Source organism: Kitasatospora sp. NBC_01287 (assembly GCF_026340565.1).
Classification (GTDB): domain Bacteria; phylum Actinomycetota; class Actinomycetes; order Streptomycetales; family Streptomycetaceae; genus Kitasatospora.
Window position 1 is genome coordinate 500,332 of sequence record NZ_JAPEPB010000001.1, and the last position, 25,367, is coordinate 525,698.

The 25,367-nt window shown below is 73.7% G+C and carries 22 protein-coding genes and 1 pseudogene; 7 read left to right on the forward strand and 16 right to left on the reverse strand.

Annotation, left to right across the window (positions count from 1 at the left end):
- Position 1: 1 nt before the first annotated feature.
- The 6 genes and pseudogenes from OG455_RS01855 to OG455_RS01875 form a co-directional block, all read right to left on the reverse strand.
- Entirely contained in the window at positions 2-1,264 is a 1,263-nt protein-coding gene (locus OG455_RS01855) for a cupin domain-containing protein (RefSeq protein WP_266289429.1), read from the reverse strand.
- A complete protein-coding gene (locus tag OG455_RS01860) occupies positions 1,261-2,259 on the reverse strand; it encodes a carbon-nitrogen hydrolase family protein (protein WP_266289431.1) in 999 nt (332 codons plus the stop codon). The genes OG455_RS01855 and OG455_RS01860 overlap by 4 nt, the downstream gene beginning before the upstream one ends.
- Complete coding sequence (locus tag OG455_RS01865; RefSeq protein WP_266289433.1) at positions 2,259-4,727, reverse strand: FAD-dependent monooxygenase; 2,469 nt, start codon at positions 4,725-4,727, stop codon at positions 2,259-2,261. The genes OG455_RS01860 and OG455_RS01865 overlap by 1 nt, the downstream gene beginning before the upstream one ends.
- Positions 4,712-5,137 (reverse strand): thioesterase family protein, encoded by a 426-nt coding sequence (locus OG455_RS42000; RefSeq protein WP_323185633.1) that lies wholly within the window; start codon positions 5,135-5,137, stop codon positions 4,712-4,714. The genes OG455_RS01865 and OG455_RS42000 overlap by 16 nt, the downstream gene beginning before the upstream one ends.
- Positions 5,138-5,167: 30 nt before the next feature.
- Positions 5,168-6,799 (reverse strand): annotated as a pseudogene (locus OG455_RS01870) (AMP-binding protein); the annotation flags it as partial.
- 160 nt (positions 6,800-6,959) lie between these two features.
- Positions 6,960-8,765: a hydrogenase maturation protein gene (locus OG455_RS01875; RefSeq protein ID WP_266289435.1), complete on the reverse strand. Its 1,806-nt coding sequence runs from the start codon at positions 8,763-8,765 to the stop codon at positions 6,960-6,962.
- 328 nt (positions 8,766-9,093) lie between these two features.
- On the opposite strand from OG455_RS01875, the gene OG455_RS01880 reads away from it, so the two are divergent.
- On the forward strand, positions 9,094-9,921 hold the full coding sequence (locus tag OG455_RS01880) for a sterol-binding protein (protein WP_266289437.1): 828 nt from the start codon (positions 9,094-9,096) through the stop codon (positions 9,919-9,921).
- Between the two features lie 129 nt (positions 9,922-10,050).
- Here OG455_RS01880 and OG455_RS01885 read toward each other — a convergent pair whose 3' ends face one another.
- From OG455_RS01885 to OG455_RS01895, 3 genes are all read right to left on the reverse strand, one after another.
- Positions 10,051-11,265 (reverse strand): SUKH-4 family immunity protein, encoded by a 1,215-nt coding sequence (locus OG455_RS01885; protein WP_266289439.1) that lies wholly within the window; start codon positions 11,263-11,265, stop codon positions 10,051-10,053.
- A gap of 229 nt (positions 11,266-11,494) precedes the next feature.
- Positions 11,495-12,457 (reverse strand): dTDP-glucose 4,6-dehydratase, encoded by a 963-nt coding sequence (gene rfbB, locus OG455_RS01890; RefSeq protein ID WP_266289441.1) that lies wholly within the window; start codon positions 12,455-12,457, stop codon positions 11,495-11,497.
- 24 nt (positions 12,458-12,481) lie between these two features.
- On the reverse strand, positions 12,482-12,859 hold the full coding sequence (locus OG455_RS01895; protein WP_266289443.1) for a TetR family transcriptional regulator: 378 nt from the start codon (positions 12,857-12,859) through the stop codon (positions 12,482-12,484).
- Between the two features lie 314 nt (positions 12,860-13,173).
- Here OG455_RS01895 and OG455_RS01900 point away from each other — a divergent pair, with 314 nt between their 5' ends.
- Positions 13,174-14,688: an MFS transporter gene (locus OG455_RS01900; RefSeq protein WP_266289445.1), complete on the forward strand. Its 1,515-nt coding sequence runs from the start codon at positions 13,174-13,176 to the stop codon at positions 14,686-14,688.
- 29 nt (positions 14,689-14,717) lie between these two features.
- Here OG455_RS01900 and OG455_RS01905 read toward each other — a convergent pair whose 3' ends face one another.
- Positions 14,718-15,347, reverse strand: coding sequence for a hypothetical protein (locus OG455_RS01905; RefSeq protein WP_266289447.1), 630 nt, complete (start codon positions 15,345-15,347; stop codon positions 14,718-14,720).
- A 214-nt stretch (positions 15,348-15,561) separates the two neighbouring features.
- Here OG455_RS01905 and OG455_RS01910 point away from each other — a divergent pair, with 214 nt between their 5' ends.
- Entirely contained in the window at positions 15,562-16,041 is a 480-nt protein-coding gene (locus OG455_RS01910; protein WP_266289449.1) for a MarR family winged helix-turn-helix transcriptional regulator, read from the forward strand.
- Positions 16,042-16,141: 100 nt separating this feature from the next.
- On the opposite strand, the gene OG455_RS01915 is transcribed toward OG455_RS01910, so the two are convergent.
- Entirely contained in the window at positions 16,142-16,288 is a 147-nt protein-coding gene (locus tag OG455_RS01915; protein WP_266289451.1) for a hypothetical protein, read from the reverse strand.
- A gap of 117 nt (positions 16,289-16,405) precedes the next feature.
- Positions 16,406-16,582 carry a hypothetical protein gene (locus OG455_RS01920; RefSeq protein WP_266289453.1) on the reverse strand — a complete coding sequence of 59 codons (177 nt, stop codon included), beginning with the start codon at positions 16,580-16,582 and terminating at the stop codon, positions 16,406-16,408.
- Between the two features lie 42 nt (positions 16,583-16,624).
- Here OG455_RS01920 and OG455_RS01925 point away from each other — a divergent pair, with 42 nt between their 5' ends.
- The 3 genes from OG455_RS01925 (at position 16,625) to OG455_RS01935 (ending at position 21,436) form a co-directional block, all read left to right on the forward strand.
- Positions 16,625-17,707 (forward strand): HEAT repeat domain-containing protein, encoded by a 1,083-nt coding sequence (locus OG455_RS01925; RefSeq protein ID WP_266289455.1) that lies wholly within the window; start codon positions 16,625-16,627, stop codon positions 17,705-17,707.
- 203 nt (positions 17,708-17,910) lie between these two features.
- Positions 17,911-20,316 (forward strand): alpha-N-acetylglucosaminidase, encoded by a 2,406-nt coding sequence (locus OG455_RS01930; RefSeq protein WP_266289457.1) that lies wholly within the window; start codon positions 17,911-17,913, stop codon positions 20,314-20,316.
- Positions 20,317-20,467: 151 nt separating this feature from the next.
- Positions 20,468-21,436 (forward strand): NADP-dependent oxidoreductase, encoded by a 969-nt coding sequence (locus OG455_RS01935; RefSeq protein WP_266289459.1) that lies wholly within the window; start codon positions 20,468-20,470, stop codon positions 21,434-21,436.
- A 374-nt stretch (positions 21,437-21,810) separates the two neighbouring features.
- Here OG455_RS01935 and OG455_RS01940 read toward each other — a convergent pair whose 3' ends face one another.
- The 4 genes from OG455_RS01940 to OG455_RS01955 form a co-directional block, all read right to left on the reverse strand.
- Positions 21,811-22,872, reverse strand: coding sequence for a HEAT repeat domain-containing protein (locus OG455_RS01940; protein WP_266289461.1), 1,062 nt, complete (start codon positions 22,870-22,872; stop codon positions 21,811-21,813).
- A gap of 144 nt (positions 22,873-23,016) precedes the next feature.
- Positions 23,017-23,145: a hypothetical protein gene (locus OG455_RS01945; protein ID WP_266289463.1), complete on the reverse strand. Its 129-nt coding sequence runs from the start codon at positions 23,143-23,145 to the stop codon at positions 23,017-23,019.
- 55 nt (positions 23,146-23,200) lie between these two features.
- Complete coding sequence (locus OG455_RS01950) at positions 23,201-23,365, reverse strand: hypothetical protein (RefSeq protein WP_266289466.1); 165 nt, start codon at positions 23,363-23,365, stop codon at positions 23,201-23,203.
- 228 nt (positions 23,366-23,593) lie between these two features.
- Positions 23,594-24,604, reverse strand: coding sequence for a quinone oxidoreductase (locus OG455_RS01955; RefSeq protein ID WP_266289468.1), 1,011 nt, complete (start codon positions 24,602-24,604; stop codon positions 23,594-23,596).
- Between the two features lie 254 nt (positions 24,605-24,858).
- Between OG455_RS01955 and OG455_RS01960 the strand changes: the two genes are divergently transcribed.
- Positions 24,859-25,344: a hypothetical protein gene (locus OG455_RS01960; RefSeq protein WP_266289470.1), complete on the forward strand. Its 486-nt coding sequence runs from the start codon at positions 24,859-24,861 to the stop codon at positions 25,342-25,344.
- Positions 25,345-25,367: the final 23 nt, after the last annotated feature.

Below are 25,367 nucleotides of genomic sequence, written 5' to 3' on the forward strand. Positions count from 1 at the left end.
CCTAACGCTCCTCGGCGGGCTGGGCGATGGGATGTGCGGCGGGCTGGGTGACGGGGTGTGCGACGGGCTGGGCGATGGGGTGTGCGACGGGCTGGTGCCCGTCGTGGTCGGGGTAGGCCTCCTCGCGGTGGAAGGCGAGCGAACGCATCACCGGGAAGTCGTTGAAGGAGAAGAGCACGGCGTCCTCGCGCTCGTCGAGGTTCGCGTGCTCGTGCCAGGCCCAGGACGGCACGCAGAAGATGTCGCCCTGCTGCCAGTCGAAGCGCTGCCCGGCGATCACCGAACGGCCGCGCCCCTTGGCGACGGTGTAGACCACCGACCCGGTGTGCCGGTGGGCCCGGGTGGCCTGCCCGGCCCGGAGCAGCTGCAGGTGGGCGCCCATGGTGGGCATCACCGAGCCGCCGGTGACCGGGTTGGTGTACTCCATGATCACGCCGTCGTACGGCGAGCCCTCGGCGGCCTTGGCCAGATCCAGCAGTGCCTGGTAGCTGGGCTCCCACGGCCAGGCGAGCAGCGGGGAGTACGGGCGGGTCCACTTCTCCATACCGTGGGGCAGCAGGTTGCCGCCGTAGCTGAGCACCGAGGAGTTCACCACCGCGCCCGGGCGCTGGTAGAGCTCGGGGTGGACCTCGTAGAAGCCCGCGTCCAGCGCGTTGACCAGCGGGATGTCCAGACCGTCCTGCCAGATCACCGGCGCCTCGGTGGACTCGTTCCCGTGCTCGTGCCAGGTGCCGTTGGGGGTGATGGCGAAGTCGCGCGGGCCGACCTTGAGTTTCTGGCCGTCCACGACGGTCCAGGCGCCGGTGCCCTCCTGGACGAAGCGCAACGCGGCCGCCTGGTGGCGGTGGGCGGTCATCGCCTCGCCGGGACCCATGATCTGCAGGCCGGTGTAGAGCAGGCCGACCGCCGCGCTGAGCTCCTTGCGCCCGGGGTTGACCAGCATCACCACCCGGCGGCCCGCGTCGTCGGCCCGCACCAGGGGCAGCGCCTTGTGCACCAGCGGGCGTAGCTCCTGGTAGCGCCAGAGCGTCGGGACGGACTTCGGCTGCGGGTACCAGGGCTCGATCTCGTTGGCCACCGTCCACAGGGCGCCGGCCTGCAGGGCGCCCAACTCCTCGTAGTAGGCCTTGAGTTCCGGGGTGTCCGAGACCCTGGCCCGGCCGGCCCTGGTGTCGTCGTAGTCGTTCACGCCGTGGTCGTTCACGCTGTGGTCGTTCACGCTGTGGTCGTTCACGCTGTGGTCGTTCACGCTGTGGTCGTTCACGCTTCCTCCTCGTCCACGGGTGCGGTGCGGTCGGTGGTGAAGCTGACCGGCTGCCGGGGACGGTCGTCCACCAGCAGCCGGAAGACGTCGAAGCGGTTGTAGTGGCCGATGATGTCGTGCATCTGCTTGGGCTGGACGCACCGGTTGAGGTCGATCTCGCCGTAGACGATGCCCTCCTCGTCGACCAGCGGCTCGGTGACCGGGCGGCCGTCGGGGCCGAAGATCCCGGAGAGGGCGCTGCGCTTGCGGGCCAGCTGCTCGCGCACCTGCTCGTCCTCGCCGGCCACCGCGTCCACGATCTCCGGGGAGATGGTGGAGCAGGCGACCACGGAGAAGAGCTTGCCCTCGAAGCAGTGGGCGGCGGTGCGCACCGCGATGGCGTCGGCCATGTCGTAGTCCTCGGGCGCCACCGGCAGCGCGATGTAGCTCGCGCAGTGCACGAGTTCGCCCTGCGCGAGCAGGGTGAAGCGGGCCAGGGTGTTGGTGTTCTCACCGCAGGCCAGCGCGCCGAGCGGGCCCACCGCGGTGCGGTGCACCCGCAGCGTGCTGCCGTCACCGCCGGTCCAGGTCAGCTTCTCGGCCCAAGTGGGGACCAACTTGCGGTGGGCGCTGAGCAGTTCGCCGTCCGCGCCGATGATCAGCAGCGTGTTGTAGAGCACGCCCAGGCTCTGCGCGCCGCGCTCGTTGACGCCCACCACCAGCACCACGGCGCACTCGCGGGCCACCGCGCGCAGCGCGTCCACCTGCGGGCCCGGCACGTCGATCGAGGCGCGGTAGAGCCGCTCGAACCAGGGCGAGCCCTGGATCGGGTTCATCGTCCAGTTCCAGTAGGGGTATCCGGGCACGAAGGCCTCGGGCAGCACCACCAGCGCGGCACCGTTGCGGGCGGCCTCGCGGACCAGCGCGACCGCCTTGTCGACGGTGGCGTCCGGGTCCAGGTAGACCGGGGCGGCCTGGACGGCGGCGGCGGTGAAGCGGGGCAGCGGGAAGTCCATCAGGCGCTCCGGTCGGCGTGGGCGTCGTCGTGGGGGTGCGGGTCGGCGTGGGGGTGCGGGTCGGCGTGGGGGTGCGGGTCGGCGTGGGGGTGCGGGTCGGCGTGGGCCTTGGGCAGCCAGCGACGGTTGACGGGGTCGGCGGGTGCGCGCAGCAGCTGCAGCCGGGGCGGCACCCGGTCCGCGCGCGGGCCCGGGGGCTTGCGGCTCCCGGCCAGCCAGGGGGCGGGCCAGGGGGCGCCGGGGCCCGTGTAGCCCTGGTCGGCGGCGGCGTGCAGGGTCCAGAGCGGGTCGTGCAGTTGGGCCCGGCCGATCGCGACCAGGTCGGCCCGCCCGGCCAGGATGATCGAGTTGGCGTCGTCGTGGCCGGAGATGGCGCCGACCGCGATGGTGGGGATCCCGGTCGCGTTGCGGATCAGGTCGGCGAACGGGGTCTGGTAGCTGCGCCCGTACTGCGGCCGCTGGTGGGCGACCACCTCGCCGGTGGAGACGTCGACCGCGTCCGCGCCGCCCCGGGCCAGCGCGCGGCAGATCGCCACCGCCTGCGCCGCCTGCGTACCGCCCTCGGCCCAGTCGGTGGCCGAGATCCGCACCAGCAGCGGCTTGGCGGCGGGCCAGACGGCGCGCACCGCCGCCAGCACCTCCAGCGGGAAGCGCAACCGGCCGGCCAGGTCGCCGCCGTACTCGTCCCGCCGGTGGTTGGTGAGCGGGGAGAGGAAGCCGGAGAGCAGGTGGCCGTGCCCCATCTGGAGCTCCAGCACATCGAAGCCGGCCCGCTCGGCGCGCGCCGTGGCGGCGGCGAAGTCCCGCACGATGTCCGCGAGTTCGGCACGGGTCGCGGCGCGCGGCGGCGGGCTCTGCGCGTCCCAGGGCAGCGCGGAGGCGGCCAGCGCCGGCCAGCCGCCGTCGGTGGCGGCCAGCGGCGCCCCGATGCCGTCCGGGCCCGGGGCGGTGGTCGAGGCCCGGCGGCCGGCGTGGGTGAGCTGCAGGCCGAGCCGGGTGCCGGGCAGCAGCCGGGCGGCGCTGACGATCCGTCGCCAGGCCCGCTCCTGCTCGTCGGTGTAGAGCCCCGGGCAGCCGGGGGTGGCCCGGCCCTCGGGGCTGATCGCCGTCATGCCCGCCAGCACCAGGCCGGCCCCGCCGAGCGCGTGCGCGGCGAACTGGGCGGCCTCGAAGGCGCTCGGCACGCCGTCGACGGAGGTGAAGGTGGCCAGCGGGGGCACCACGATCCGGTTGCGCAGCCGGGTCCGGCACAGCTCGTAGGGGCGGAACATGGGCGGCACGGAGGTGGTGGCGACATCGTCCTCGGCGACATCGTCCTCGGTGGCGGCGTCCTCGGTGGCGGCGAACCACGAGTCGACGGCGGCCACGAAGGCGGGGTCCCGCTCGCGCAGATTGCCGTAGGTGACCCGGCGGCTGCGGGTGAGCAGGTTGAAGGCGAACTGCGGGGCGGGCTGGGCGGTGTAGCCGCCGATCCCCTCGAACCACTCCAGGCTGGCCTGGGCAGCGCGCTGGGTGGACTCCACCACCGGCTTGCGCTCGGCCTCGTAGGCGCCCAGCGCCGCTGCCACGGAGGGTTGTTCGTGCAGGCAGGCGGCCAGCGCGAGGGCGTCCTCCATGGCCAGCTTGGTGCCCGAGCCGATCGAGAAGTGCGCGGTGTGCGCCGCGTCGCCGAGCAGCACGATGTTGCCGCGGTGCCAACGCGCGTTGCGCACGGTGGTGAAGTTGATCCAGCGCGAGCTGTCGCCCGCGATCAGCCGGTGGCCGCGCAGGTGCTCGGCGAGCAGCTGCTCGCAGCGCCGCACGCTCAGGTCCCGGTCCTGGTCCGCGAAGCCGGAGCGCCGCCAGGCCTCCTCGCCCAGCTCCACGATGAAGGTGCTGCGCCGGTCGTCGTAGGGGTAGGCGTGCACTTGCAGGACACCGAAGTCGGTGGGCAGCACGATGAAGGTGAAGGCCTCGAAGACCCGGTCGGTGGCCAGCCAGATGTAGCGGCAGCCGCGCTCGTCGAGCCGCGGGCCGAAGCTGCCGGCGTACGCCTGCCGGGTGGCCGAGCGCACGCCGTCCGCGGCGACCACCAGGTCGTGGCCGGCGCTCAGTTCGGCCACCGGGGGTGCCTGGGTGCGAAAGCGCAGGTCGACCCCGAGGGCCGCGCAGCGCTCGCGCAGGATGGCCAGCAGGCGCCGGCGCTCCAGGGCCGCGAAGCCGTGGCCGCCGGAGGTGAGCCGCGCGCCCGCGTAGCGGATGTCGATGTCGCGCCAGCGGGCGAACTCGGCCGACATCGCCCGGTACACCTCCGGATCGGCCTGGGCGATCCCGTCCAGTGTCTCGTCGGAGAAGACCACGCCGAAGCCGAAGCTCTCGTCGGGCGCGCTCTGCTCCCACAGGGTGATCTCCTCCTGCGGGGCCAATTGCTTGGCGAGCGCGGCGAAGTAGAGTCCGCCCGGCCCGCCGCCGATCACGGCCGTACGCATGCCGGCTCCTCCCGCAGATAGTGCTCGGCGTCCTGCGGCCCGGCCTGGGTGAGGGCGGTGCGCACCTCGTCCGGCCAGGGCACCGAGCCCTCGACCCCGACGGCGGCGTGCACCACGGTGAGCTTGCCGCGCGCGGCGGGCCCGTTCGGGCCGCGCACCTCGAAGGCGTAGCCGAGCGAGGCCCGGCCCACCCGCGCCACCCGCAGCTCGGTGTGCACCGACTCGCCGAACCAGAGGCGCTCCAGGTAGTCGGCCTCGAAGTGGACCCGCGGGATGCTGCCGAAGAGGCCCTCCAGGCCGAGCCGGCGCAGCAGCACAGCCTCGGCCGCCTCGACCCAGCGCTGCACCGCCGAGAAGTGGTAGTGCCCCGCCGCGTCGGTGTCGGACCACTCCACCCGGCGCTCCACCACGACGCTCGGCGGCTGCGCGGCGGCCCAGCGCCGCAGTTCGGCCCGGTGCAGCTTGCCGCTGGAGGTGCGCGGCAGCGCGGGGACGAACTCGACGGCGCGCGGGTACTTGTAGGGGGCGATGACCTGCTGGACGTGCTGCTGCAGCGCGGCCACGGCGCCCTCGTCGGCGGCGGCGCCCTCGCGCAGCACCACGTAGGCCTTGACCACGCTGCCGCGCCGCTCGTCGGGAGCGCCGGTCACCGCGCAGTCCAGCACGTCGGGATGGCTGAGCAGCGCCTGCTCGACCTCGGGGGCGGCGATGTTGTAGCCGGCCGAGACGATCATGTCGTCGCTGCGCGCCTGGTACCAGAAGTAGCCGTCCTGGTCACGCAGGTAGACGTCGCCGGTGAGGTTCCAGCCGTCGCGCACGTACTCGGCCTGCCGCTCGTCGGCCAGGTAGCGGCAGCCGGTCGGGCCCTTGACCGCGAGCAGCCCCGGTTGCCCGTCCGGCACCGGTTCGCCGCGCTCGTCCAGGATCGCGGCCCGGTAGCCCGGCACCGGCCGGCCGGTGGCGCCGGGGCGGATGTCCTGGTCGGCCGCGGAGATGAAGACGTGCAGCAGTTCGGTGGCGCCGATCCCGTCGATCAGGCGCAGTCCGGTGGCCCGTTCGAACTCCTGCCAGACGCCGACCGGCAGCGCCTCCCCCGCCGAGATGCCGCGGCGCAGTCCGGCCAGCTTCCCGGCCAGTCCCGCGGCCAGGATCGCCCGGTAGGCGGTCGGCGCGGTGAACAGCACGGTGGCGCGGTGCTCGGCGACCAGCTCGGCCAACTCCTCGGGGGCGGCCCCCTCCAGCAGCAGGGTGGCCGCGCCGACCCGCAGCGGGAAGACCACCAGGCCGCCGAGTCCGAAGGTGAAGCCGAGCGGCGGTGTGCCGGTGAACAGGTCGTCCGGCTCGGGCCGCACGATGTGCCGGGAGAAGGTGTCGGCGTTGGCCAGGACGTCCCGGTGGAAGTGCAGGGTCGCCTTGGGCCGCCCGGTGGTGCCGGAGGTGAAGGCGATCAGCGCCACGTCGTCGGCCGCGGTGTCGACGGCGGTGAAGACGCCGTCCTTCGCCGCGCAGCGGGCCGTCAGGTCGGCCGGATCGGCCTGGCCCGCCGGGCCGACCGCGCCGTAGCCGAGCACGGTCAGCTCCGGCAGTTGCTCGGCGGCGATGGCGAGTTCGGCGGTGTAGCGGTGGTCGCAGATCGCGACCACCGGGCGGCTGATCCGGGCCAGCTCGGTCAGCTCGCCGGCCCGCAGCAGCGGCATGGTCGTCACGGCCACCCCGCCGGCCTTCAGCACGCCCAGCCAGCTCGCCACCAGCCAGGGGTTGTTGGGCCCGCGCAGCAGCACCCGGTTGCCGGGCAGCAGGCCCAGCTCGCCGGTCAGCAGCTGGGCCACCTGGTTGGCGCGCGACTGGAGTTCGCCGTAGCTCCAGCGCTCGGTGGGCGTCAGCAGGCAGCGCCGGTCCGGGCCCCAGCGGGCCACCGCCTCGTCGAGCAGCTCGCGGGCGCAGTTGAGCCGCTCGGGGTAGTTCAACTCCGGTAGTTCGTGCAGTAATTCCGGCCACTGCTCGGCGGCGGGCAGGCCGTCGCGACAGAACGTGTCGACGTGGCCGGAGCGGGAGAGCTCCAGGGGCTCCATGGGCGGCACCTCGGCGGACTCGGCGAAGGGGCGAAGGGTGGAGCGGGTGGCGCGGTGGAGCGGGTGGAGCGGTGGCGCTGGGCGGACGAGGCGTGTCGCAGATATCGCGCTTTCCTGACGACAGTCATTGTGACGCCATATCTTGATCGCTAAACCTGACTCAGCCCGGCAGGTGCGCCGGCGTCCCCCGCACCGCCTCCTTCCGCACGAAGGCGGCCCGCAGCGCGTGGTACGGCGCGGCCGGGTCCAGGAAGGTACGGCGCATCACCGCCAACTCCGCACGCCGGTAGGCGGCCAGCGGCTTGGCCGCCTCGTCGCGCTCGCGCTCGGCCTTCTTGGCGGCGATCCGCTCCTGCAGCAACGGCCGGGCGGCGAGCAGCGCGGCCAGCCGGGCCACCGTCGGGCCGAACTCGCGTGGCGCGGCCGGGACCGTGCGGTCCACCAGGCCGAGCCGCTGCGCGCTCACCGCCGTGATCGGCAGCGCCTGCTCGGTCAGGCGCTTCGCCACGGCCGGGCCGACCCGGCGCGGCAGCGTGTAGGTCCAGTACTCCGAGCCGTGCAGCCCCATCAGCCGGTAGTGCGGGTTGAGCAGCACCCCGGCACGGCACCAGACCTCGTCGGCGGCCAGCGCCAGCATCGCGCCGCCCGCCGCCGCGTTGCCGCCGAGCGCGGCGACCACCAGGCGGTCGGTGGTGGTGAGGATCTCGGCCACCAGGTCGTCCATCGCGTTGATGTTCGCCCAGGACTCCAGCGCCGGATCAGCGGCGGCCTCGATCACGTTGAGGTGGATGCCGTTGGAGAAGAAGTCGCGGCCACCACCCAGCACCAGCACCGAGGTCGGGCGGGTACAGGCCTCGCGGTAGGCGGCCAGCAGCCGGCGGCAGTGGGTGGTGCTCATCGCCCCGCCAGGGAACGAGAAGCGCAGGAAGCCGACCGGGCCGACCTCCCGGTAGTCGAGGTCCGTCCAGGTGCGGCGGCCCTCGGGCAGTTGGAGCGGTGCGGCCGCCTCCGGCAGCTCGGGCAGCAGCTCCCCCAGGGCCAGCGTGGCGGGCAGCTTGACGCCGGCTCCGCCCCGCGCGTCCAGCTCTGGATCGCGCCGCGTGTCGCGCCGGGCGCGCAGCTCGGGCAGCCACACCGCGCCGTCCAACGTGGCCCGGCACACCGCGCCGGCCCTGGTCGCCAGCAACTCGCCGGGGGTGCCGCGCAGTTCATCCTCGCCGTGACCGCCGTGCAGATACCAGCGGGCGCCCAGCAGCTCATCCGGCACGCCGGGCTGGGAGTCGGCGGCGCGCAGCGTGCGCAGCACCGCCGCGGTGGAGTCGGCCGACCAGTCGATCCGGCGCTCCTGCTGGCGCAGCAGGGGGCGGGTGTGGTCGGCGACGTCCCAGTCCGGGCCCTGCTGCGGACGCGGACGGAAGGGGCGCGGGGCACCGGGGCGCGGGGCACCGGGGCGTGAGGCGCCGGGGCGTGAGGCGCGTGCCGTCGGGGCGCCTGGCGCTGGGGGGCGGCCGAGCGATCGGAAGCGCTCGACGGCGAGCAGCACGGCCCGTGACGCGGCGTCGGAGACCTCGCCCCGGTACAGCTCGCTCTTGCCCACCGGCGGCAGCGGGCAGTCGACGTGCGCCCAGACGTCGCCACCGTCCATCACCCCGTTCGCCTGGAGCACCGTCACGCCCCAGCGCTCCGCACCCTCCAGGATCGCCCAGTCGAGGGAGGAGGGGCCACGGTCGCCGAGCGGGCCGGGGTGCACGATCAGCGTGGTGCGGGCCGACCAGACGTCCTCGGGCACCGCCACCTTCAGCATCGGCGCCAGGATCAGCTCCGGGTCGTGCCGGTGCACCGCCTCCCGCAGCGCGTCGTCGTCGGTGGCCAGGTGCACGGCCGGGCGGTGCCCGTGGTCGCGCAGTTCGGCGAAGACGCGCTGGGTGAGGCTGTTGAACGCGCTGGCGACCAGCAGGATCCGCATCGGGACCTCCGGTTCGGGGCCCGCCGCTCCGACTGCGGCGGGCGGTGACGGCGGGTGACCGCTGACGATCGTCGCGCAGTACGCCGCGGCGCCGGTCGGCGAATCGCCGCGGGCTCACCCGATCGGCGGGCGCCGGAGAGCGGCGGCGCCGGAGAGGGGCGGCGCCGGAGAGGGGCGGCGCCGGAGAGGGGCGGCGCCGGAGAGGGGCGGCGCCGGAGAGCGGCAGGGGCGGAGTGGGGCAGGGGCGGAGTGGCGAGCGGCCGGGTTCCGCCCGGAGTGCGTCGGAGGTCTGGACAGGCCCCGTGGTCATGCCGCAGGCTTCGTGCCCGTGACCGCGACCGTGAACACCAGGGTGATCGAGGCGAACCTCGCCACCGCCGAGGACATCGCCCGCCTGCTGCGCTCGCGCCCCGAGCCGGCCGCGCGGATACCCGGGGCCACCTGGTCGGTGGGCGAGGCGGCCGCGCACCTCGCGCTCGCCAACCAGTTGATGGCCGACCTCGCCGGCGGCCGCGAGCGCCCGTACGGCGACGGCACGCCCGCGGGCCTCGCCGCCGCCAACACGCGATCCCTGGCGGCCTACCCCGAACGCGACCCGGCCGTCCTCGCGGACGCGATCGTGGCGCACACCCGGGCGTTCGCCCAGCACCTGGCCGCCGACCGGGCCGAACCAGCCGGCGACCGGGCGGACCCCGCCGCCGGCCTGAGCACCCCGATGGGTCCGATGGACCGGGACACGCTGGCCTCCTACCTGCTCACCCACCAGCTCGGCCACGGCTACGACATCGCCCGCGCGCTGCGGCTGCCGCACATGATCGACCGCGAACGGGTCGAGCTGTCGCTCCCCTTCCTGCTCACCGCGATGCCCCGGGTGGTGGACCGGCGCTCGGCCACCGGCCGCCGGCTGCGGTACACCATCGGCCTGCGCGGCAGCGATCGGCGCTACGGAGTCACCCTCACGGACGGCACCGCGACGGTCACCGAGCACCCCGCACCGCGCCCCGACTGCGTGATCATCGCCGAGCCGGTCACCTTCTTCCTGCTCGCCCTGGGCCGCCGCACCCCCGCCCAGGCCCTGGCCCGGGGGGCGATCCTCGCCTGGGGCCGCAAGCCGTGGCTGGCGCCGGCCTTTCCCCGGTACTTCAAGGCGCCCTGAGGCCGCCTCTCGACGGCGCGACGGCGCGACGGCGGCGGGGGGCGACAGCGGGGGGCGACAGCGGGGGGCGACAGCGGCGGGGGGCGACGGCGGCGGGGGGCGACGGCGGAAGGCGCGAAGGCCCGAAGCTCAGTCGCCCAGCAGGCCGCCCATGTGCCCGTCGTCGGCGAGCGTGCGCCAGAGGCCGTCCTCCTCCGTCACGCTCATCGGGTCCAGCTCCGCCAGCAGGTCGAAGCCGGCCTCGCTGAGCAGGCTGCCGGGCTCGAAGACCTGCCAGTCGGCGGGCTTGCGCAGGCCGTGCCAGCGGGCGGCCTCCGCGCGCAGCCGGGCCAGCACCCAGCAGGTGAGGTAGAAGGCGGAGAGATCGCTCTGCAGCAGGGCGGCGGGCCAGCCCTCCTCGCCGTCACCCTCGGTCAGCTCCAGTCGGCCGCTCGCACCGTCCACCACCACCAGGCAGTCGTAGAGCGTCTCACCGAGGCAGACCTGGTCGAGCTGGTGGGCGCGCTCCTGCGAGAGGTGCTCGGCGATCCACGGGTGGCGCTCCCCCAGCGGCAGGAGTGGACGCTCCTCGTTTGCCCGAAGCTGATCAGACGTCAGCAGGCCTATCCTGGTCAGCAGTTGACGGGTCGGCGGATGGGCGAGCACGGACGGCAGGTGCGCCGGGTCCACCGGGGCGAAGCTGCCGATCCCGGCCGCCAGCTCAGGGGTGATCTCGTAGGCGAGGGAGGGGCCGTCCAGCCAGGCGCCGGGGCGGGCCGCCCAGCGCAACCCGTGCACCAGCAGCACCGCGCTCCAGAGCGGGGCCTGGCCGGCCGCGTCGAAGACCGCCGGGTCGAGGGCGCGCAGCCGTTCGGTCAGGGCGCTGGTCACCTCGGCGACCACCGCGGGCCCGCGCAGCCCGTCCAGGGCACTCGGGTCGGCGGCGTCCGCGCGCAGGACCTCCAGCTCGTGGATGAAGAGGAGCAGCACCGACAGGTCACTCGCCACCAGGTCGATGAGCACCTCGGCAGGCTGCCCGTACGTCGTCCCGGCGAGGGCGATCCGGCCGGTCACGCCGTCCAGCACCAGCCGGTCGCACCCGACCCGCCCGAGCACCAGCAGCTGCTCGGCGCCGGTGGACGGCCCGTCCAGCAGCTCGGCCAGCGGACGGAGCAGCAGCTCGGGCCCGGTGGCGAACTCCACGCGCGCACCGCCCTCGCGGGGCAGGCCGAGCTCGGTGAGCAGCCACCTGCTGGGCTGGTGGACGAGGGCGTCGGGCAGCGCCGACCCGGGCACCAGGCGGGTGCCGTCCTGGCCGAACCAGTCGGCGAGCCGGTCCCGATCGAGGTCGACCTTCAGCTGCACCCTTGCCTCCGCGGTGGTGAGTCGTGAGTCCCGTGGAGGTGATCATCCAGCACGACCCCGGCGGCCCGGCCGGGAGCCCCTCCCGCGCTTGGCCCGCCCACCGGGGCTCCTGACGGGCAGGGCTACCACCGGGCGGGGCTACCACCGGTCGAGGGCTTCCTTTTGACCGTGCGCCACGGACCGGCCCGGGGCCCGGGCGGCGCCGGGGGGCTACGGGCGGCGCCGGGGGCTACGGGCGGCGCAGCGGCTCCCACCACGAGCGGTGCTCGCGGTACCAGGCCACCGTCCGCGCCAGCCCGTCCGCGAAGTCGACCTGCGGCCGGTAGCCCAGCTCGGTACGGATCTTGCCGGTGTCGAGCGCGTAGCGCAGGTCGTGGCCCTTGCGGTCGGCGACCCGCTCGACCAGCTCCCACCCGGCGCCCACCGCCGCCAGCAGCAGTCCGGTGAGCTCCCGGTTGCTGACCTCGGTGCCGCCGCCGATGTGGTAGACCTCCCCCGCCCGGCCGCCGCGCAGCACCAGCTCGATGCCCCGGCAGTGGTCGCTGACGTGCAGCCAGTCGCGCACGTTGCGCCCGTCGCCGTAGAGCGGGACGCGCCGGCCCTCCAGCAGCCGGGTGGTGAAGAGCGGGATGACCTTCTCCGGGAACTGGTACGGCCCGTAGTTGTTGGAGCAGCGGGTGACCACCACGTCCAGACCGTGGGTGCGGTGGTAGGCCAGCGCCAGCAGGTCGGCGCCGGCCTTCGAGGCGGCGTAGGGCGAGGTGGGCGCGGGCGGCTGGCTCTCGCGCCAGGAGCCGTCGGCGATCGAGCCGTAGACCTCGTCGGTCGACACCTGGACGAACCGTCCGATCCGGTGGCGCAGTGCGGCGTCCAGCAGGACCTGGGTGCCGAGCACGTTGGTGCGCACGAACGGCGCCGCGCTGTCGATCGACCGGTCCACGTGCGACTCGGCGGCGAAGTGCACCACCGCGTCGTGACCGGCCATCACCGTGTCCACGGCGGCCGGGTCGCAAACGTCGCCCTGCACGAAGGTGTAGCCCGGATGCCCGGCGATCGGGTCGAGGTTGGCGAGGAGGCCGCAGTAGGTGAGCTTGTCGAACACCGTCACCCGTGCCGCCGGGTCGGCCGCCAGGTGGGAGCGGACGAACTCCGAGCCGATGAATCCGGCGCCGCCGGTTACAAGAATCCGCATGGTGTGGCCAGCCTAACGCGCAGCTCAGGGCCGTAGCCGCGGGGGCGGGGGCCACGGGGGGCGCCGCACGGGCGGTGGGCCCCGAACGCGGGCTCCACGGCGGCGTTGCGGAGCATGGCCAGCAGGGTGGGACCGGCCTACGGGTCCGCCCAGACCGTGAGCGCACCGCGCACCAGGCGCTGCGGGAGAGTGGCCGGTGGCCGGGTCCCCCGTGAGGGCCTGGGCGAGCACCTCGGCGGGGTTGGCGGCCAACGCGAGCACGGCGCCGAACAGGCCCTTCTCGGAGCCGAAGAAGTAGCTGATCAAGGCCAGGTCCACGCCGGCTTCGGCGGCGATCGAGCGCAGCGTGACAGCGTGGTAGCCCTCGGCCAGGAAGCGGCGGCGGGCGATGTCGAGGATCACCCCGCGGGTGTCCGGGCCGCCGGGCCGGCGGGCCGGCGGCCGCGCGGAGCGGATCTGTTCATCACCGTTGAAATGCTGTGCCCGGGGCGATGAGTCCGGAGCGGTCACCCACCTTGCCCAGCGATCAGAGCGGGAGAGCGAGAAGCATGTCATCCACCCGGCAACCAGCCGCCCGGCACAGCGCGGCCGACGCACCCGGCACACCGGCGCGCGACGCATCACCACCGCAACACGGGGCGCCCGTGCGGCCGTTGGGCCCCGTACGGCAGCAAGTCCCCGTACGACAGGAAGTCCCCGTACGGCAGGAAGTCCCGGTGCGGCAGAACGCCGTCCTGGCGATCACCTGCCTCGCCCTGGCCACGGTGGTGGCCGCGATGTCCTCGCTGAACGTCGCGCTGCCCTCCGTCGCCCGCGAGACCCACGCCGACCAGACCCAGCTCTCCTGGATCATCGACGCCTACAGCCTGGCCTTCGCCGCGCTGCTACTGCCGGCCGGTGCGCTGGGCGACCGGTTCGGGCGCCGCCGCGCGCTGCTCACCGGGCTGGCGATCTTCGCCGGGGCCTCCGGCGCGGCCCTGCTCACCACCTCCCCCGACCTGCTGATCGTCCTGCGCGCGGTGCTCGGGGTGGGTGCCGCCCTGGTCATGCCCGCCACCCTCTCGACCATCACCGCCACCTTCCCGCGCGAGCAGCGCGGACGGGCGGTCAGCGTGTGGGCGGCAGTGGCGGGCGCCAGCGCCGTGGTCGGGCTGCTGGCCTCCGGCTCACTGCTGCAGGAGTGGTCCTGGCGCTCGGTCTTCCTGCTGAACGTGCTGCTCGCGGCGCTGGCCCTGATCGGCACGCTGCTCCTCGTCCCGGAGTCGGCCGAGGCCGGGCGCCCCGCGCTCGACAGGACGGGCGCGGTCCTGGTGGCGCTCGGCCTGGGCGCCCTGGTCCACAGCGTGATCGAGGCGCCGGTGGCGGGCTGGGGCAGCACGCGCACCCTCGGCGGGATCGCGGTCGGACTGCTGGTCCTGGTCGGCTTCCTGGCCTGGGAGCTGCGGCGGCCGCACCCGCTGCTGGATCCGCGACTGTTCCGCAACGCCGAGTTCGCGGCCGGCTCGCTCTCGGTCGCGCTGCAGTTCTTCGCCTTCTTCGGCTACATCTTCGTCATCATGCAGTATCTGCAACTCGTACGTGGTGACAGTGCGTTGACCGCCGCCGTGAGCGTGCTGCCGATGGCGGCGGCCATGGTGCCCTGCTCTCGGCTCAGCCCCAAGCTCAGCACCCGGTTCGGCGTGCGCCGCCCGTGGCTGATCGGCCTGCTGCTGGTCGCGGCCGGCCTGGCACTCTTCACCCAGCTGGGCCGCGCCAGCTCCTACGGGCTGCTCGCCACGGCGCTGCTGGTCCTCGGCGCCGGGATGGGCCTGGCGATGACCCCGGCGACCACCGCGATCACCGACGCACTGCCACCGGCCCTGCAGAACGTCGGATCCGCGATGAACGACCTGTCGCGCGAACTCGGCGGCGCACTGGGCATCGCGGTGCTCGGCAGCATCCTGAGCGCCTCCTACCGCAGCCACCTGAGCCTGCCCGGGGCCCCCGACCACGTGGTGGCGGCCGCCCACTCCTCGCTGGCTGCCGCCGCCGCGATGGGCGGGCCGGTGTTGGACCACGCACGCACCGCGTTCCTGGCGGGCATGCACGATGCCCTGCTCGGCGGGGTGGCGGCCGCCCTCCTCGCCGCTCTCGCGGTGGGCCTGCTGCTGCGGCACACCACCGACGGAAGGACGGGGCCATCCAGTTCGACTTCGACTGACGAACCGTCAAGCCAAGTCACTGATCAGTGATGTGACGTCAGATCAGCCCATCCCCAATGTCAGCAAGGAATCACCATGGCGCCGCTGAGCCCGCGCCCGGCCCGCGCGGCGGCCTGCCAGACGGGCACGATGCCGTCCAGCATGGCCGCCGCCTCCGCCGCGTCGCCGTCACCGCTCTCGCACAGCCAGGTCACCGTCCGTTCCTCGGCGGCCCGGCGCTCGGCGGAAGTGAGGTCCAGGGCCGCCTCCACGTGCGGCAGTTCGGCCCGGACCCGGGCGGAGCCGATCGTGAGGTCACCGAACCAGCCGGGCAGCCGCGCGAACCGCGCCGGTCCCAATCCATGGGCCAACGCCGCCGCGGGGTGGCCCTTTCGGCAGCCGGCGGTGAGCAGCGGGCCCTGCTGGTCGCCGTGGCCCCAGAGCTCGTAGACCGTCTCGATGTGCGCGTCCAGCGGGCAGGCGCCGGAGAGTTCCTGGAACGCCTCGCTCGCCTCCTCCAGCGCCCGCCCGTTGGCACCGACCTGCCGCAGGCCGCCGACCAGCTCGGGCGCCGCCTGCCAGTCGCGCCACAGCCGCCGGGTGCGCGCCGCCTGCCGCTGCCGCGCCACCGGCGGATCCAGCAGCGGTGCGAAGCGGGCCACCGCCTCGTCGGGGACCGGCAGCAGCACCCAGATCCCGGTGGCACTCACCCGGCCCCACCTCCTCCCTCGACCTGCGCCGCGCTAAATCCCTTGCCGAGGAGCGAGTCTGACAGACCGACGGACGGACCGGCGCAGGTCCGCTGCTACGGCCTGCCCCGACGCGGCCCCGACGCGGACGCGGGGCGGACGCGGGGCGGACGCGGCACCGGCTCTCTGCCGCGGCCGTGCCGTACGCGTGCGTCCGACACGCTACGCTGGAGGCGTGGAGACAGAAGCGGCGCACGAGATCGCTGAGGCACTGGGGCTGCTGCTCAAGCGGACCACCCGGGCACGGCTGTACCAGCGGCTGACCGAGGGCCTCGGCGAGGGCGTGGACGAGCTCACCTATCCCGTGCTCAGCGGGCTGGCCAGGACGGGGCCGCGCAGCGCCGCCGAGCTCGCCCAGGAGGTCGGCCTGGACCGCTCGAACGTGACCCGCCGCGCCAGCCGCCTGGAGGCCGCCGGCCTGCTGCGCCGCGAGCCCGACCCGGCCGACCGCCGCGCGGCCCTGCTGGTGCTCACCGATCACGGCGAGCGGACGGTTCGGGCCACTCGCGAGCGGCTGACCACTGAGATCGAGCGCGCGCTGCACGACTGGCCGCCCGCCGAGGCCCGCTCCTTCGCCCACCAGTTGCGGCGCTTCGTCACCGAGGGTCCGTTCGCCCCGGACCGGGGTGAGGCGAAGGACGAAGCCGAGGCCTGAGAGCCGCAGCGGCAGGGCGGGCGACGCGGGGTGGGGCCGATCGGTCCCACGCCGCGTCGGTGACTCAGAAGCGGTCGGTGGCTCAGAAGCGGTCGGTGGCTCAGAAGCAGTGGTGCGGGCCGGTGACGGTGCAGGCGGGCTTGGCCGGCGCGGCGTTGGCCGCCGGCGCCGAGATCGCCACCACCGCGAGCAGGGCGGCCACCGAACAGGCCACCGAGACAGCCTTCTTGACGACGTGCTTGGACACGGGCACCTCCGGTACGTCCCTGACCGGAAGGACGGCCAGTGAACAAGAGCGGATGAGATGCAATGAAGCATTCATCTCAGCTCATGCCACTGTCAAGGCCGCCGAGCCCCCAGAACCTCAGGGCGTCAGAACGATCCGCCGCCCCGGGGCGGTCGGGGTGTGCCACACCTGCTCGACCCGCGCCAGCGGCACGGATACCGGATCCACCGCCAGCGCGCCGGTGGCGATCCGCTCGGCGAGGGAGGGCAGTTCGGCGACGACATCGGCGACAACCGCCAGCTGAGCGACGGCCAACCGCTGAGCGACAGCCGATCCCTGAACACGGTGGACGCCCTGGTGCAGCTGTCCCTGCTGGTCCAGCGCGTCCTGGCCACCACCGGCGCCGAGCACGACCTGTCGATGATCCGGATCAGGCTGCTGGGCATCCTGCGCGACCGCCGGGCCGGCATGCTCGAACTCGGCCGCCACCTCGGCCTGGACAAGTCCGCCATGACCGGCCTGGTCAGCCGCGCCGAGAAGCGCGACCTGGTCGAGCGCTCGCCCTCACCCCACGACGGCCGTGCGGTCCTCGTCTCGCTCACCCCGCACGGCCGGCAGCTCACCGACCGGTGCACCGCCGAGATCACCAGCCGTGTCACCGAGCTCACCGGCCACCTCACCGCCGGCCAGCGCACCCAGCGCACCCAGCTCACCCGGCTCGCCACCGCCCTGGTGCGGGGGCGCGAGGCCGGGCCGGGGCAGGCCGGGCCGGGCCGGGGCAGGCCGGGCCGGGCCGGGGCAGGCCGGGGCAGGACGACTGATACCGGTACGATCAGTGCGCACGACAACGGGGGGCGAAAAGCCATGGCACTGCCGATTCCTGCCGATGCCGATCTGGGGCAGCACCCCGGGGCGCTGGTCGCCCAGGCATGCTCGCGACTCGGGCACGGCCAGGTCGCCGACTGGTGCGTCGGCCTCCTGGCCGGCCGTCTGGCCCCTGACGATCCGGAGCACCCCTCCCTGGCCTGGCTCGGCGGTGCTCCCGCCGCCGCCGCGCTGCGCCGGGGGCGGCTCACCGATCCCGACCAGGACCACTGGCCCCGGGTGTGGGCAGTGCGCGCACTGCGCTACTGCTGGACCCCGGCCGCCGCTCCGGTGGTGGGCCGGGCCTTGGCCGACCCCTCCTGGCGGGTGCGGGAGACGGCCGCGAAGCTGGTGGCGCTGCGGGAGCTCGGCGAGGCGGTGGAGCTGCTGGCCGCGCTGGCCGACGACGAGATCCCCCGGGTCCGCGCCGCAGCCGTCCGGGGGCTGGGAGTCGTGGGAGAAGGAGAACACGCTCCGGTGGTTCGCGCGGCCCTCGACGATCCGTTCCCCGGGGTCGCCACCGCGGCCGAGACCGCGCTGGCCGAGCTGTGCCACCGCCTCGACCGGGACCTGTGAAGGCTCCCCCACTGGGCCGGACCCTGACGACGCGGCTCACCGGCGCCACCCACGCCACCGGGCAGCAGGCCTCCCGGGCCGCGGTGGGCGGCTCGCCGGGGCCTTGACAGTCCGCCATCCGCGCCACGCTCCCTGCGAGGATCACCCCAGCCCGCCCGGGCGTGCCGCTGGGGGCCGAGGTGGAGGTGAAGGTGGCGAGGACGATGGCGATGCCGCTCGCGTGGTCCGGCACCACGCTGCTGCTGGCCGTGGCGCTGACCGGGCTGGTCCTGCCCGTCCCGGCCGCCGCCCCTGCACAGGCGCCCGCATCCGCAGCCGTCACCGCAGCCGCGCGCGACCGGGCCCCCGCCTTCGACACCGCGCCCGCCGAGGCGAGCCTGCGACGGCTGCTCCCCGCGCACGCCACGCAGTTCCGGCTGCTCGCCGAGGCGCGGGCCACCACCGCGTCAACCACCGCCGCGTCAACCACCGCGCCAACCACCACCGCGGCCCACCACCCCGCGGACTCCTTCACCCTCGGCGGCACGGCGGGCGCGATCACGGTCCGCGCCACCTCCCCCGCGACCCTGCTCAGCGGCGTCGGCTGGTACCTGGCGCACGTCGCCGGGGTGGACCTGGGCTGGCCGGGTGACAGCCTCGACCGGCTCCCGGCCACGCTGCCCGCGCCGGCCGGCGGCACCACCCGGACCGCGGCGGTGCCGCACCGGTACGCGCTGAACGACACCGACGCCGGGTACTCGGGACCATACCGCGACTTCGCCGCCTACCAGCACGAGATCGACCTGCTGGCGCTGCACGGGGTCAACGAGGTCTTCGTGCAGACCGGCGCGGAGTATCCGTACCTCCGGGCGCTGCGTCAGTTCGGCTACCGCGACGAGGAGTTGCGAGCCTGGGTGCCTGCACCCGGCCATCAGAGCTGGTGGCTGCTGCAGAACATGGCGGGCTTCGGCGGCCCGGAGTCGGCCCGGCTGGCCGAGGCGCGCGCCGCGCTCGGGCGGCTGATCACCGACCAGCTCCGGGCGCTGGGCATGACGCCGGTGCTGCCCGGCTTCTTCGGCACCGTGCCACCCGGGTTCGCGCAGCGCAACGCGGGTGCCCGCACGGTGCCGCAGGGCGAGTGGGTCGGCTTCGCACGGCCGGACTGGCTCGACCCCACCGGCCCGGTCTTCGACCAGTTGGCGGCGGCCTACTATCGTGCCCAGCGGGAGCGGTTCGGCGACAGCACGATGTACAAGATGGACCTGCTGCACGAGGGCGGCCTGCTCGGCCCCGTCGACGCGACGGGTGCCGCCCGGGCGGTGCAACAGGCGCTGGACGCCGCGCACCCCGGCGCGACCTGGGTGCTGCTGGGCTGGGAGCAGAACCCCACCGCCGCCGTGCTGAACGGCGTGGACCGGGCCCGGATGCTGATCCTGGACGGCCTGGCCGACCGCTACGACGGCCTGGACCGGGAGGGCCAGTGGGGCGGGACGCCCTATGCCTTCGGCACCATCGACAACTTCGGCGGACACACCGGCCTGGGCGCCAACACGGCTGTCTGGACGGACCGGTTCCGCCGCTGGCTGACCAAGCCGGGCAGCGCACTCGCCGGCCTCGCCTACCTGCCCGAGGGCACCGGCGGCAACCCGGCGGCCTTCGCGCTGTTCACCGAACTCGCCTGGCAGCAGCGGCCCGTCGACCAGCGCGCCTGGTTCGCCGACTACGCCGCACGCCGGTACGGCGGACCGGACGAGCACGCCGCCGCGGCCTGGGAGCTGCTGCGGAGCGGCCCGTACAGCACCCCGTCCGACGGCTGGAGCGAGCCGGCGGACAGCCTCTTCGCCGCCCGGCCCGCGCTGGACGCCGGCACGGCGGCGACCTGGAGCCCCGGCGCCACCCGCTACCCGCCCGCGGCGGTGGCGGCCGCGCTCGGCGAACTGCTGCGGGTGGCACCGGAGTCGCGCGGCACGGACGCCTACCGCTTCGACCTGGTGGACGTGGCCCGGCAAGTGCTCGGCAACCGCGCCCGGGCCCTGCTGCCGCACCTGGCCGCCGCCTACGGCGCGCACGACCGCGCCGCTTTCCGCGCCCTGGCCGAGCGGTGGACCGCCGACGAGGCACTGCTGGATCGGCTGCTCGCCACCGACTCCCGCTTCCTGCTGGGCCCTTGGCTCACCGCCGCGCGCTCCTGGGGCGAGGGCGGCGCCGAGAGCGACCAACTGGAGTACGACGCACGCTCGTTGCTCACCACCTGGGGCGGCCGCGGCCCCAGCGAGCAGGGGCAACTGCACGACTACGCCAACCGCGAGTGGTCGGGCCTGGTCGCGGACGTCTACGCGCCGCGCTGGGCCGCCTACTTCGCGAGTCTGGACACGGCGATGGCGGACGGGCGGGAGCCGGTCGCGATCGACTGGTTCTCCCTGGACGACGCCTGGGCGCACCGGACCACCGCCTATCCCACCACACCGGTCGGCGACCCCGTCGAGGCGGCCCGAGCCGTGGCCGACCAGAAGGCTGCCAACCAGGACGTCGCGGGCCATGACGTCGCAGGCCGAGCAGTCACGGGCCAGGCAGTCACGAGCCAGGCGGTCACGGGCCGAGCAGTCACGGGCCAGGCAGCCGCCGATTAGACCCGCTCCGGGCGCCGGCCCTACCGAGCAGGTTCATCTGGCCCGGGAACAAGCGACATTGACAAACGAAGCACTGCTCCGCTTATTATTCGGAGCAGTGCACCGGATTGCGTTCGGACGGGGTGCACCAGTCGACACCTGGGGGAACAGCATGGGGACAGCAACGATGTGGGCCGTACGGGTGCACGCCTTCGGCGACCCCGAGCAGCTGGTGCACGAGGAGGTGCCGCGGCCCGAGGCAGGGCCCGGCGAGGTACTGGTACGGGTCCACGCGGCCGGGGTCAACCCGCCCGACTGGTACGCGCGCCGGGGCTTCGCGAACATCCCGGAGGCGATGCGTCCGGTGTGGCCTGTGCCGTTCACACCGGGCTCCGACATCTCCGGCGTGATCGCGGCCGTGGGCACCGGGGTCACCGAGTGGCAGGTCGGCGACGAGGTGTTCGGGCTGGTGAACTTCCCCGGCCGGGCCTCCGGGTACGCGGAGTTCGCCACCTCGCCCGCCGCGCACCTCGCGCCCAAGCCTGCCGCGCTGGGGCATGTGGAGGCCGCGGCCGTGCCGATGGCGGGCCTCACCGCCTACCAGTTCCTCTTCGAGCACCTGCGCATCGAAGCGGGCAGTACGGTGCTGGTCAACGGCGCGGGCGGCGGAGTGGGCCACTTCGCCCTGCAGTTGGCCAAGGCCGCGGGCGCCGCGCAGGTGATCGGCGTGGCCTCCGGACGTCACGAGGCGTTCCTGAAGGACCTGGGCGCCGACCGGTTCGTGGACTACACCCGGGACGCCGTCGAGGACGTCGTGCGGGAGGTGGACATCCTGATCGACACGGTCGGCGGCCCGGACGGCCACCGCTTCCTGCCGGTGCTGCGGCGCGGCGGCACGCTGGCCCCGGTCTACTTCGGGGAGTACCACCGCGAGCGCGCCGCGGAGCTCGGCATCACGGTGGGCGGCTGGCAGGTGCGCTCCAGCGGGGAGCAACTGACCGAGCTGGCACGCTTGATCAATGCCGGCCTGCTGCGGGTCGGCATCGACAGCGTCTTCCCCCTGAGCGCCGCGGCGCAGGCTCACACCCGCGCCGAACAGGGCCACCTGCAGGGCAAGATCGTCCTCCGAGTGGTCACCTGAGCTTCGGTTTTTACTTCTGCGGGCATTCATCGGCGGGGCCATCGACTGGTGATCGATGGCCCCCCGTCGTCCGTAGTGGCTACTGGCGCCTGTGTGTCTGTTATGCGGTTTTCTTGATGGCTGGGTAGCGTGGTGCCGGCTCCGAGCGGCGCCCTTGGGGTCGGCCTGGTGGGCGGCCGGACGGTCTCGGTGCGCGTGCGACACGGGGTAGTTGTGCAAGTAGATGGCCATAGCCGCGACGGACGCGGCCGGGTGTGCGCCTGTTCGGCGGAAGGGGCGGCTGCCAGGGCAGCCGGTGCTCGCCGACGAGAAGGGCGCCAGGCGGAGTTGGGTGTAGGCGGCTTTCCATGACCACCACGATGGCCGGGTCACCTTCAACCCAGTGGCCGGCCACGACCAGACGGCCCAGGGCTCCTCGGCTGGTCGGACGCGACCAGTTCGGCGGCGCGCGCGGGTTCGCCGTCCGCCCGCTCGAGCAGCGCCTCGACGTCGTAGCCCGATGATTCGAAGTTGTCGCCGAGGCCGAGGGACACGCCGTGGTCGAAGCGCTCCATGTACACAGAGGCATCCAGGTCGGGGCGGAGCTGGTCGAGCGCGCACAGCAGGTCCCAGGCGGAGGCGTCCAACTGGGCCCGCCGCACCGGGTCGCAGGCGTTGACGGCAGCGGTGACCCAGACGCCGTCGGGCTCGTACTCCAGCAGGGACGGAAGCAGTTCGGGGATGCCCATGATCTCTGCCGCGCTGAAGGTGAGGGTGTGCGCGCCCTCGGGGTTGTCGAGCAGTTCCGCCAGCAGCGGGACGGCGCGCAGGTCGTGTCGCCGGGCGAGTCCGCGGATGCCCTCCTCGCGGGCATCCGCGGACTCGTCGGTCGTCCGCTCCCAGAGCGCGGCCCGGATCGCGGGGCTGTCGACCTCGGCCTGGAAGCCCAGTGTGAACGTCGCCCAGTTACGGACCTCCGGATCCTTGTCGCGGGTCAGCATGATGAGTGCGCGGATGTCCGGTCCGTCCGGCAGGCCGGTGACGACCCCCGCGAAGGAGCTGGCCACCCGCTGGCGGATCTCGGCGTCGGGATGCCCGGCGAGGGCGGCGAGGACGGGGACGGCGCGCTGGTCGTACGTCCTCTCGATCGCGCGCGCCAGGGACCACAGCACGTGGCCCTCGGTCTCCCGCTCCGCGAGCGCGACCAACGCGGCCGCCGTCTCGGCACGGACCGCCTCGTTCTGGTCGCTCGCGTCGCCCAGCAGATCACAGCCCGTCGCACGCTCGACCGGATCATCCGAACCGATCAGCTCCAGGCCGAGCGGCAGCGACCCCAACCCGTCGGCGGCCGCCCGCCACAGCAGCGTCCCGTACTCGTCCCACTCATCCGTCTCCTCGGCAACGCGCGCCGCCGCCAGGGCCTGCCCGACCAGTTCCGCCACCGTGCCCGCTTCCATCCGGGCATTCTGGCGCACGAACCGCGAATACGCCCGGGAATTGTCGCCGACCCAGCTTGTTCTGACCTCTGGTCGCCGGCCGGAGGTTAAACAACGAGAACCCCAGGGGCGTTGCAAAGTCTGACGATCTTGTGAGTGTGCTGGTCAGGCGATGGCCAGGAGGTCGAGCGGGCGAGTGAGGGGCTCGTAGGAGGCTTGCCGGAGGCCGGCAGCGACGTTCTGCTGCCCCGCGGCTCGGATGGTGTTGATGGCCAGGTTGCGCAGGGTTGCCATGTTCTCCGGGCCGTGGCCGGTGCGGATCTTCGAGGCGTCCTCGCGGAAGGTGGTGTCACTGACCGAAGCGGAGCCGGTTCTCGATGGTCCACTGCGACCGGGCGAGGCGGCCGAGCCGCCGCGGCGACGCGTGATACGAGATCAGGTCCGCGATCGCGTAATCGGTCTCGCGGCTGGTCCTGCCGGACTTCAGGTCGGTGCGGTGCCGCAGGATGCGCACGCGGAGCTTCGTCGCATGCGTAACGGCCCAGTCCCGACGGCCCCTCGCCTCTCGCGACCGACGGACTCAAGCACTCGCGGGGACTTTGAAACGCCCCTGGCCCGAACCCGCGGTGACTGTCAGCGAGCTGTCGGGCCCTGGAGTCCAGGGAAGCCGTTCGGATCACCGTCGCAGTGACGGTGATCCGAACGGCTCTCGGGGCAAGATCCCCGACCTCGTCACCCGCGATCAGCTCTGCGTCTCCTCGCGGCGTCCAATAGCGGCCGCATCGGGTACGACGAGCAGCTTGCCGGTGGTACGCCGAGCCTCCAGATCGCTGTGGGCCTGGGCGGCCTCGGACAATGCGTAGCGGCCCGTTACGGTGACCTCAAGCGCCTTGGAGCGCACCCACTCGAACACATCGGCGGCCCGTCGGAGCAGTTCGGACCGATCGGCGATGAAGTCCCCGAGGCTGGGCCGGATCAGGGTCAGCGAACCGCCGTGGGCGAGCCGAATCGGATCAAACGGAGGCACGGCACCACTTGCCGCGCCGAAGAGCACGAGATGGCCGCGGGTTCGCAGGCTGGCGAGGCTCGCATCGAAGGTGTGCGCGCCGACGCCGTCGAAGACAACCGGCAGTCCCTGACCGCCGTTGAGCCGCCTCACCTCGGCTGCGAGATCGTCGACTGCGGAGGAAAGGATCACCTCGGCGGCCCCGGCACGCTTCGCCAGCTCGGCCTTCGCCGTGGTCGACGTCGTGCCGATCACCCTGCCGCCGAGATGGGTGATGAGCTGGGTCAAAAGCAGCCCCATGCCACCAGCAGCCGCATGCACGAGCACCGTGTCGCCCCCCTGAACCGGGTAGGCGTCCTTGACGAGATAGTGCGCGGTCATGCCTTGGAGGAGCACGGCGGCGGCTGTCTCGAAGCCGATATCGTCGGGCAGCGGCACCAGCCGGGAGGAGTCCACGACGGCCCGCTCGGCATACGTGCCGGGAATCTCCACCCAACCGACCCGGTCCCCGACTGCGACGTCAGCGACGCCGGGTCCAACGTCGACGACCGTGCCGGCGCCCTCAGCGCCCGGGGTGAAGGGCAGCGGGAGGCTGTACCGGCCTTCGCGGTGGTAGACGTCGAGGAAGTTGACCCCGGATGCGGCGACCTCCACGATCGCCTCGCCCGGACCCGGCCGCGGCTGGTCCACCTCGGCCTCCCGCAGCACCTCGGGACCGCCCACTTCGTACACCTGAATCGCTCGCATGATCCTCCAATAACGGCTCATCCCCCACCAACCCCGTTGATGGCGATCCGATTCCCGGCAAGCAGACCAGCCCGCCGCCCCCGCCGAGAGCTGAGACGCCCGCTTTGCACCCGGGTCCGGGACAGGAGACCGAGGCCGTCAAGGGTCGACGAAGGCACCACCCGCCGCTTCCGCACCGCCGCACGGCCACCCACCACAAACGGGCCGCGGACGACCGTCTTGTTCGCCCCCCGGACCCGGCAACCTTCCGCACGATGGTGGACACCCGGATCGCGGACCTCCGGCTCGTCCTGGACCGGCTCAGCCGCCTTCCGCTCGCCCGGGCCATGGACTCCCGCCGGATCGGGTTGTACGGGCACTCCACAGGCGGCACCGCGGCGGTGTACGCGGCCCGTGACGACCGCCGGGTCGGCGCGGTGGCGAACCTGGAGGGCTATCTCGACCGGCACCCGACGCTGGCCGGCCTCGACCAGCCGCTACTGCTGTTCCGCACCGACGGATTCGACGGCGCCGCCCGAATCGAGTCGTCCTGGGCGGGCCTTCCCGGCCACCGCGTGCTGCTCCCCGACGCGAACCCCTGGGCGTTCACCGACTACGGCTCGCTCGTCCCTCGACTCCAGACTTCCGGTCTCGTGACAGCGACGGCGCGGACCGCGCTCGTCGGTACCGGCGACCCTGCGGTGACACTCGCTGAGGTACGGCGCCGGGTGGGGACCTTCTTCGCCCGTCATCTGTCGTAACGGGACTACGAGGCGGCGGCGAG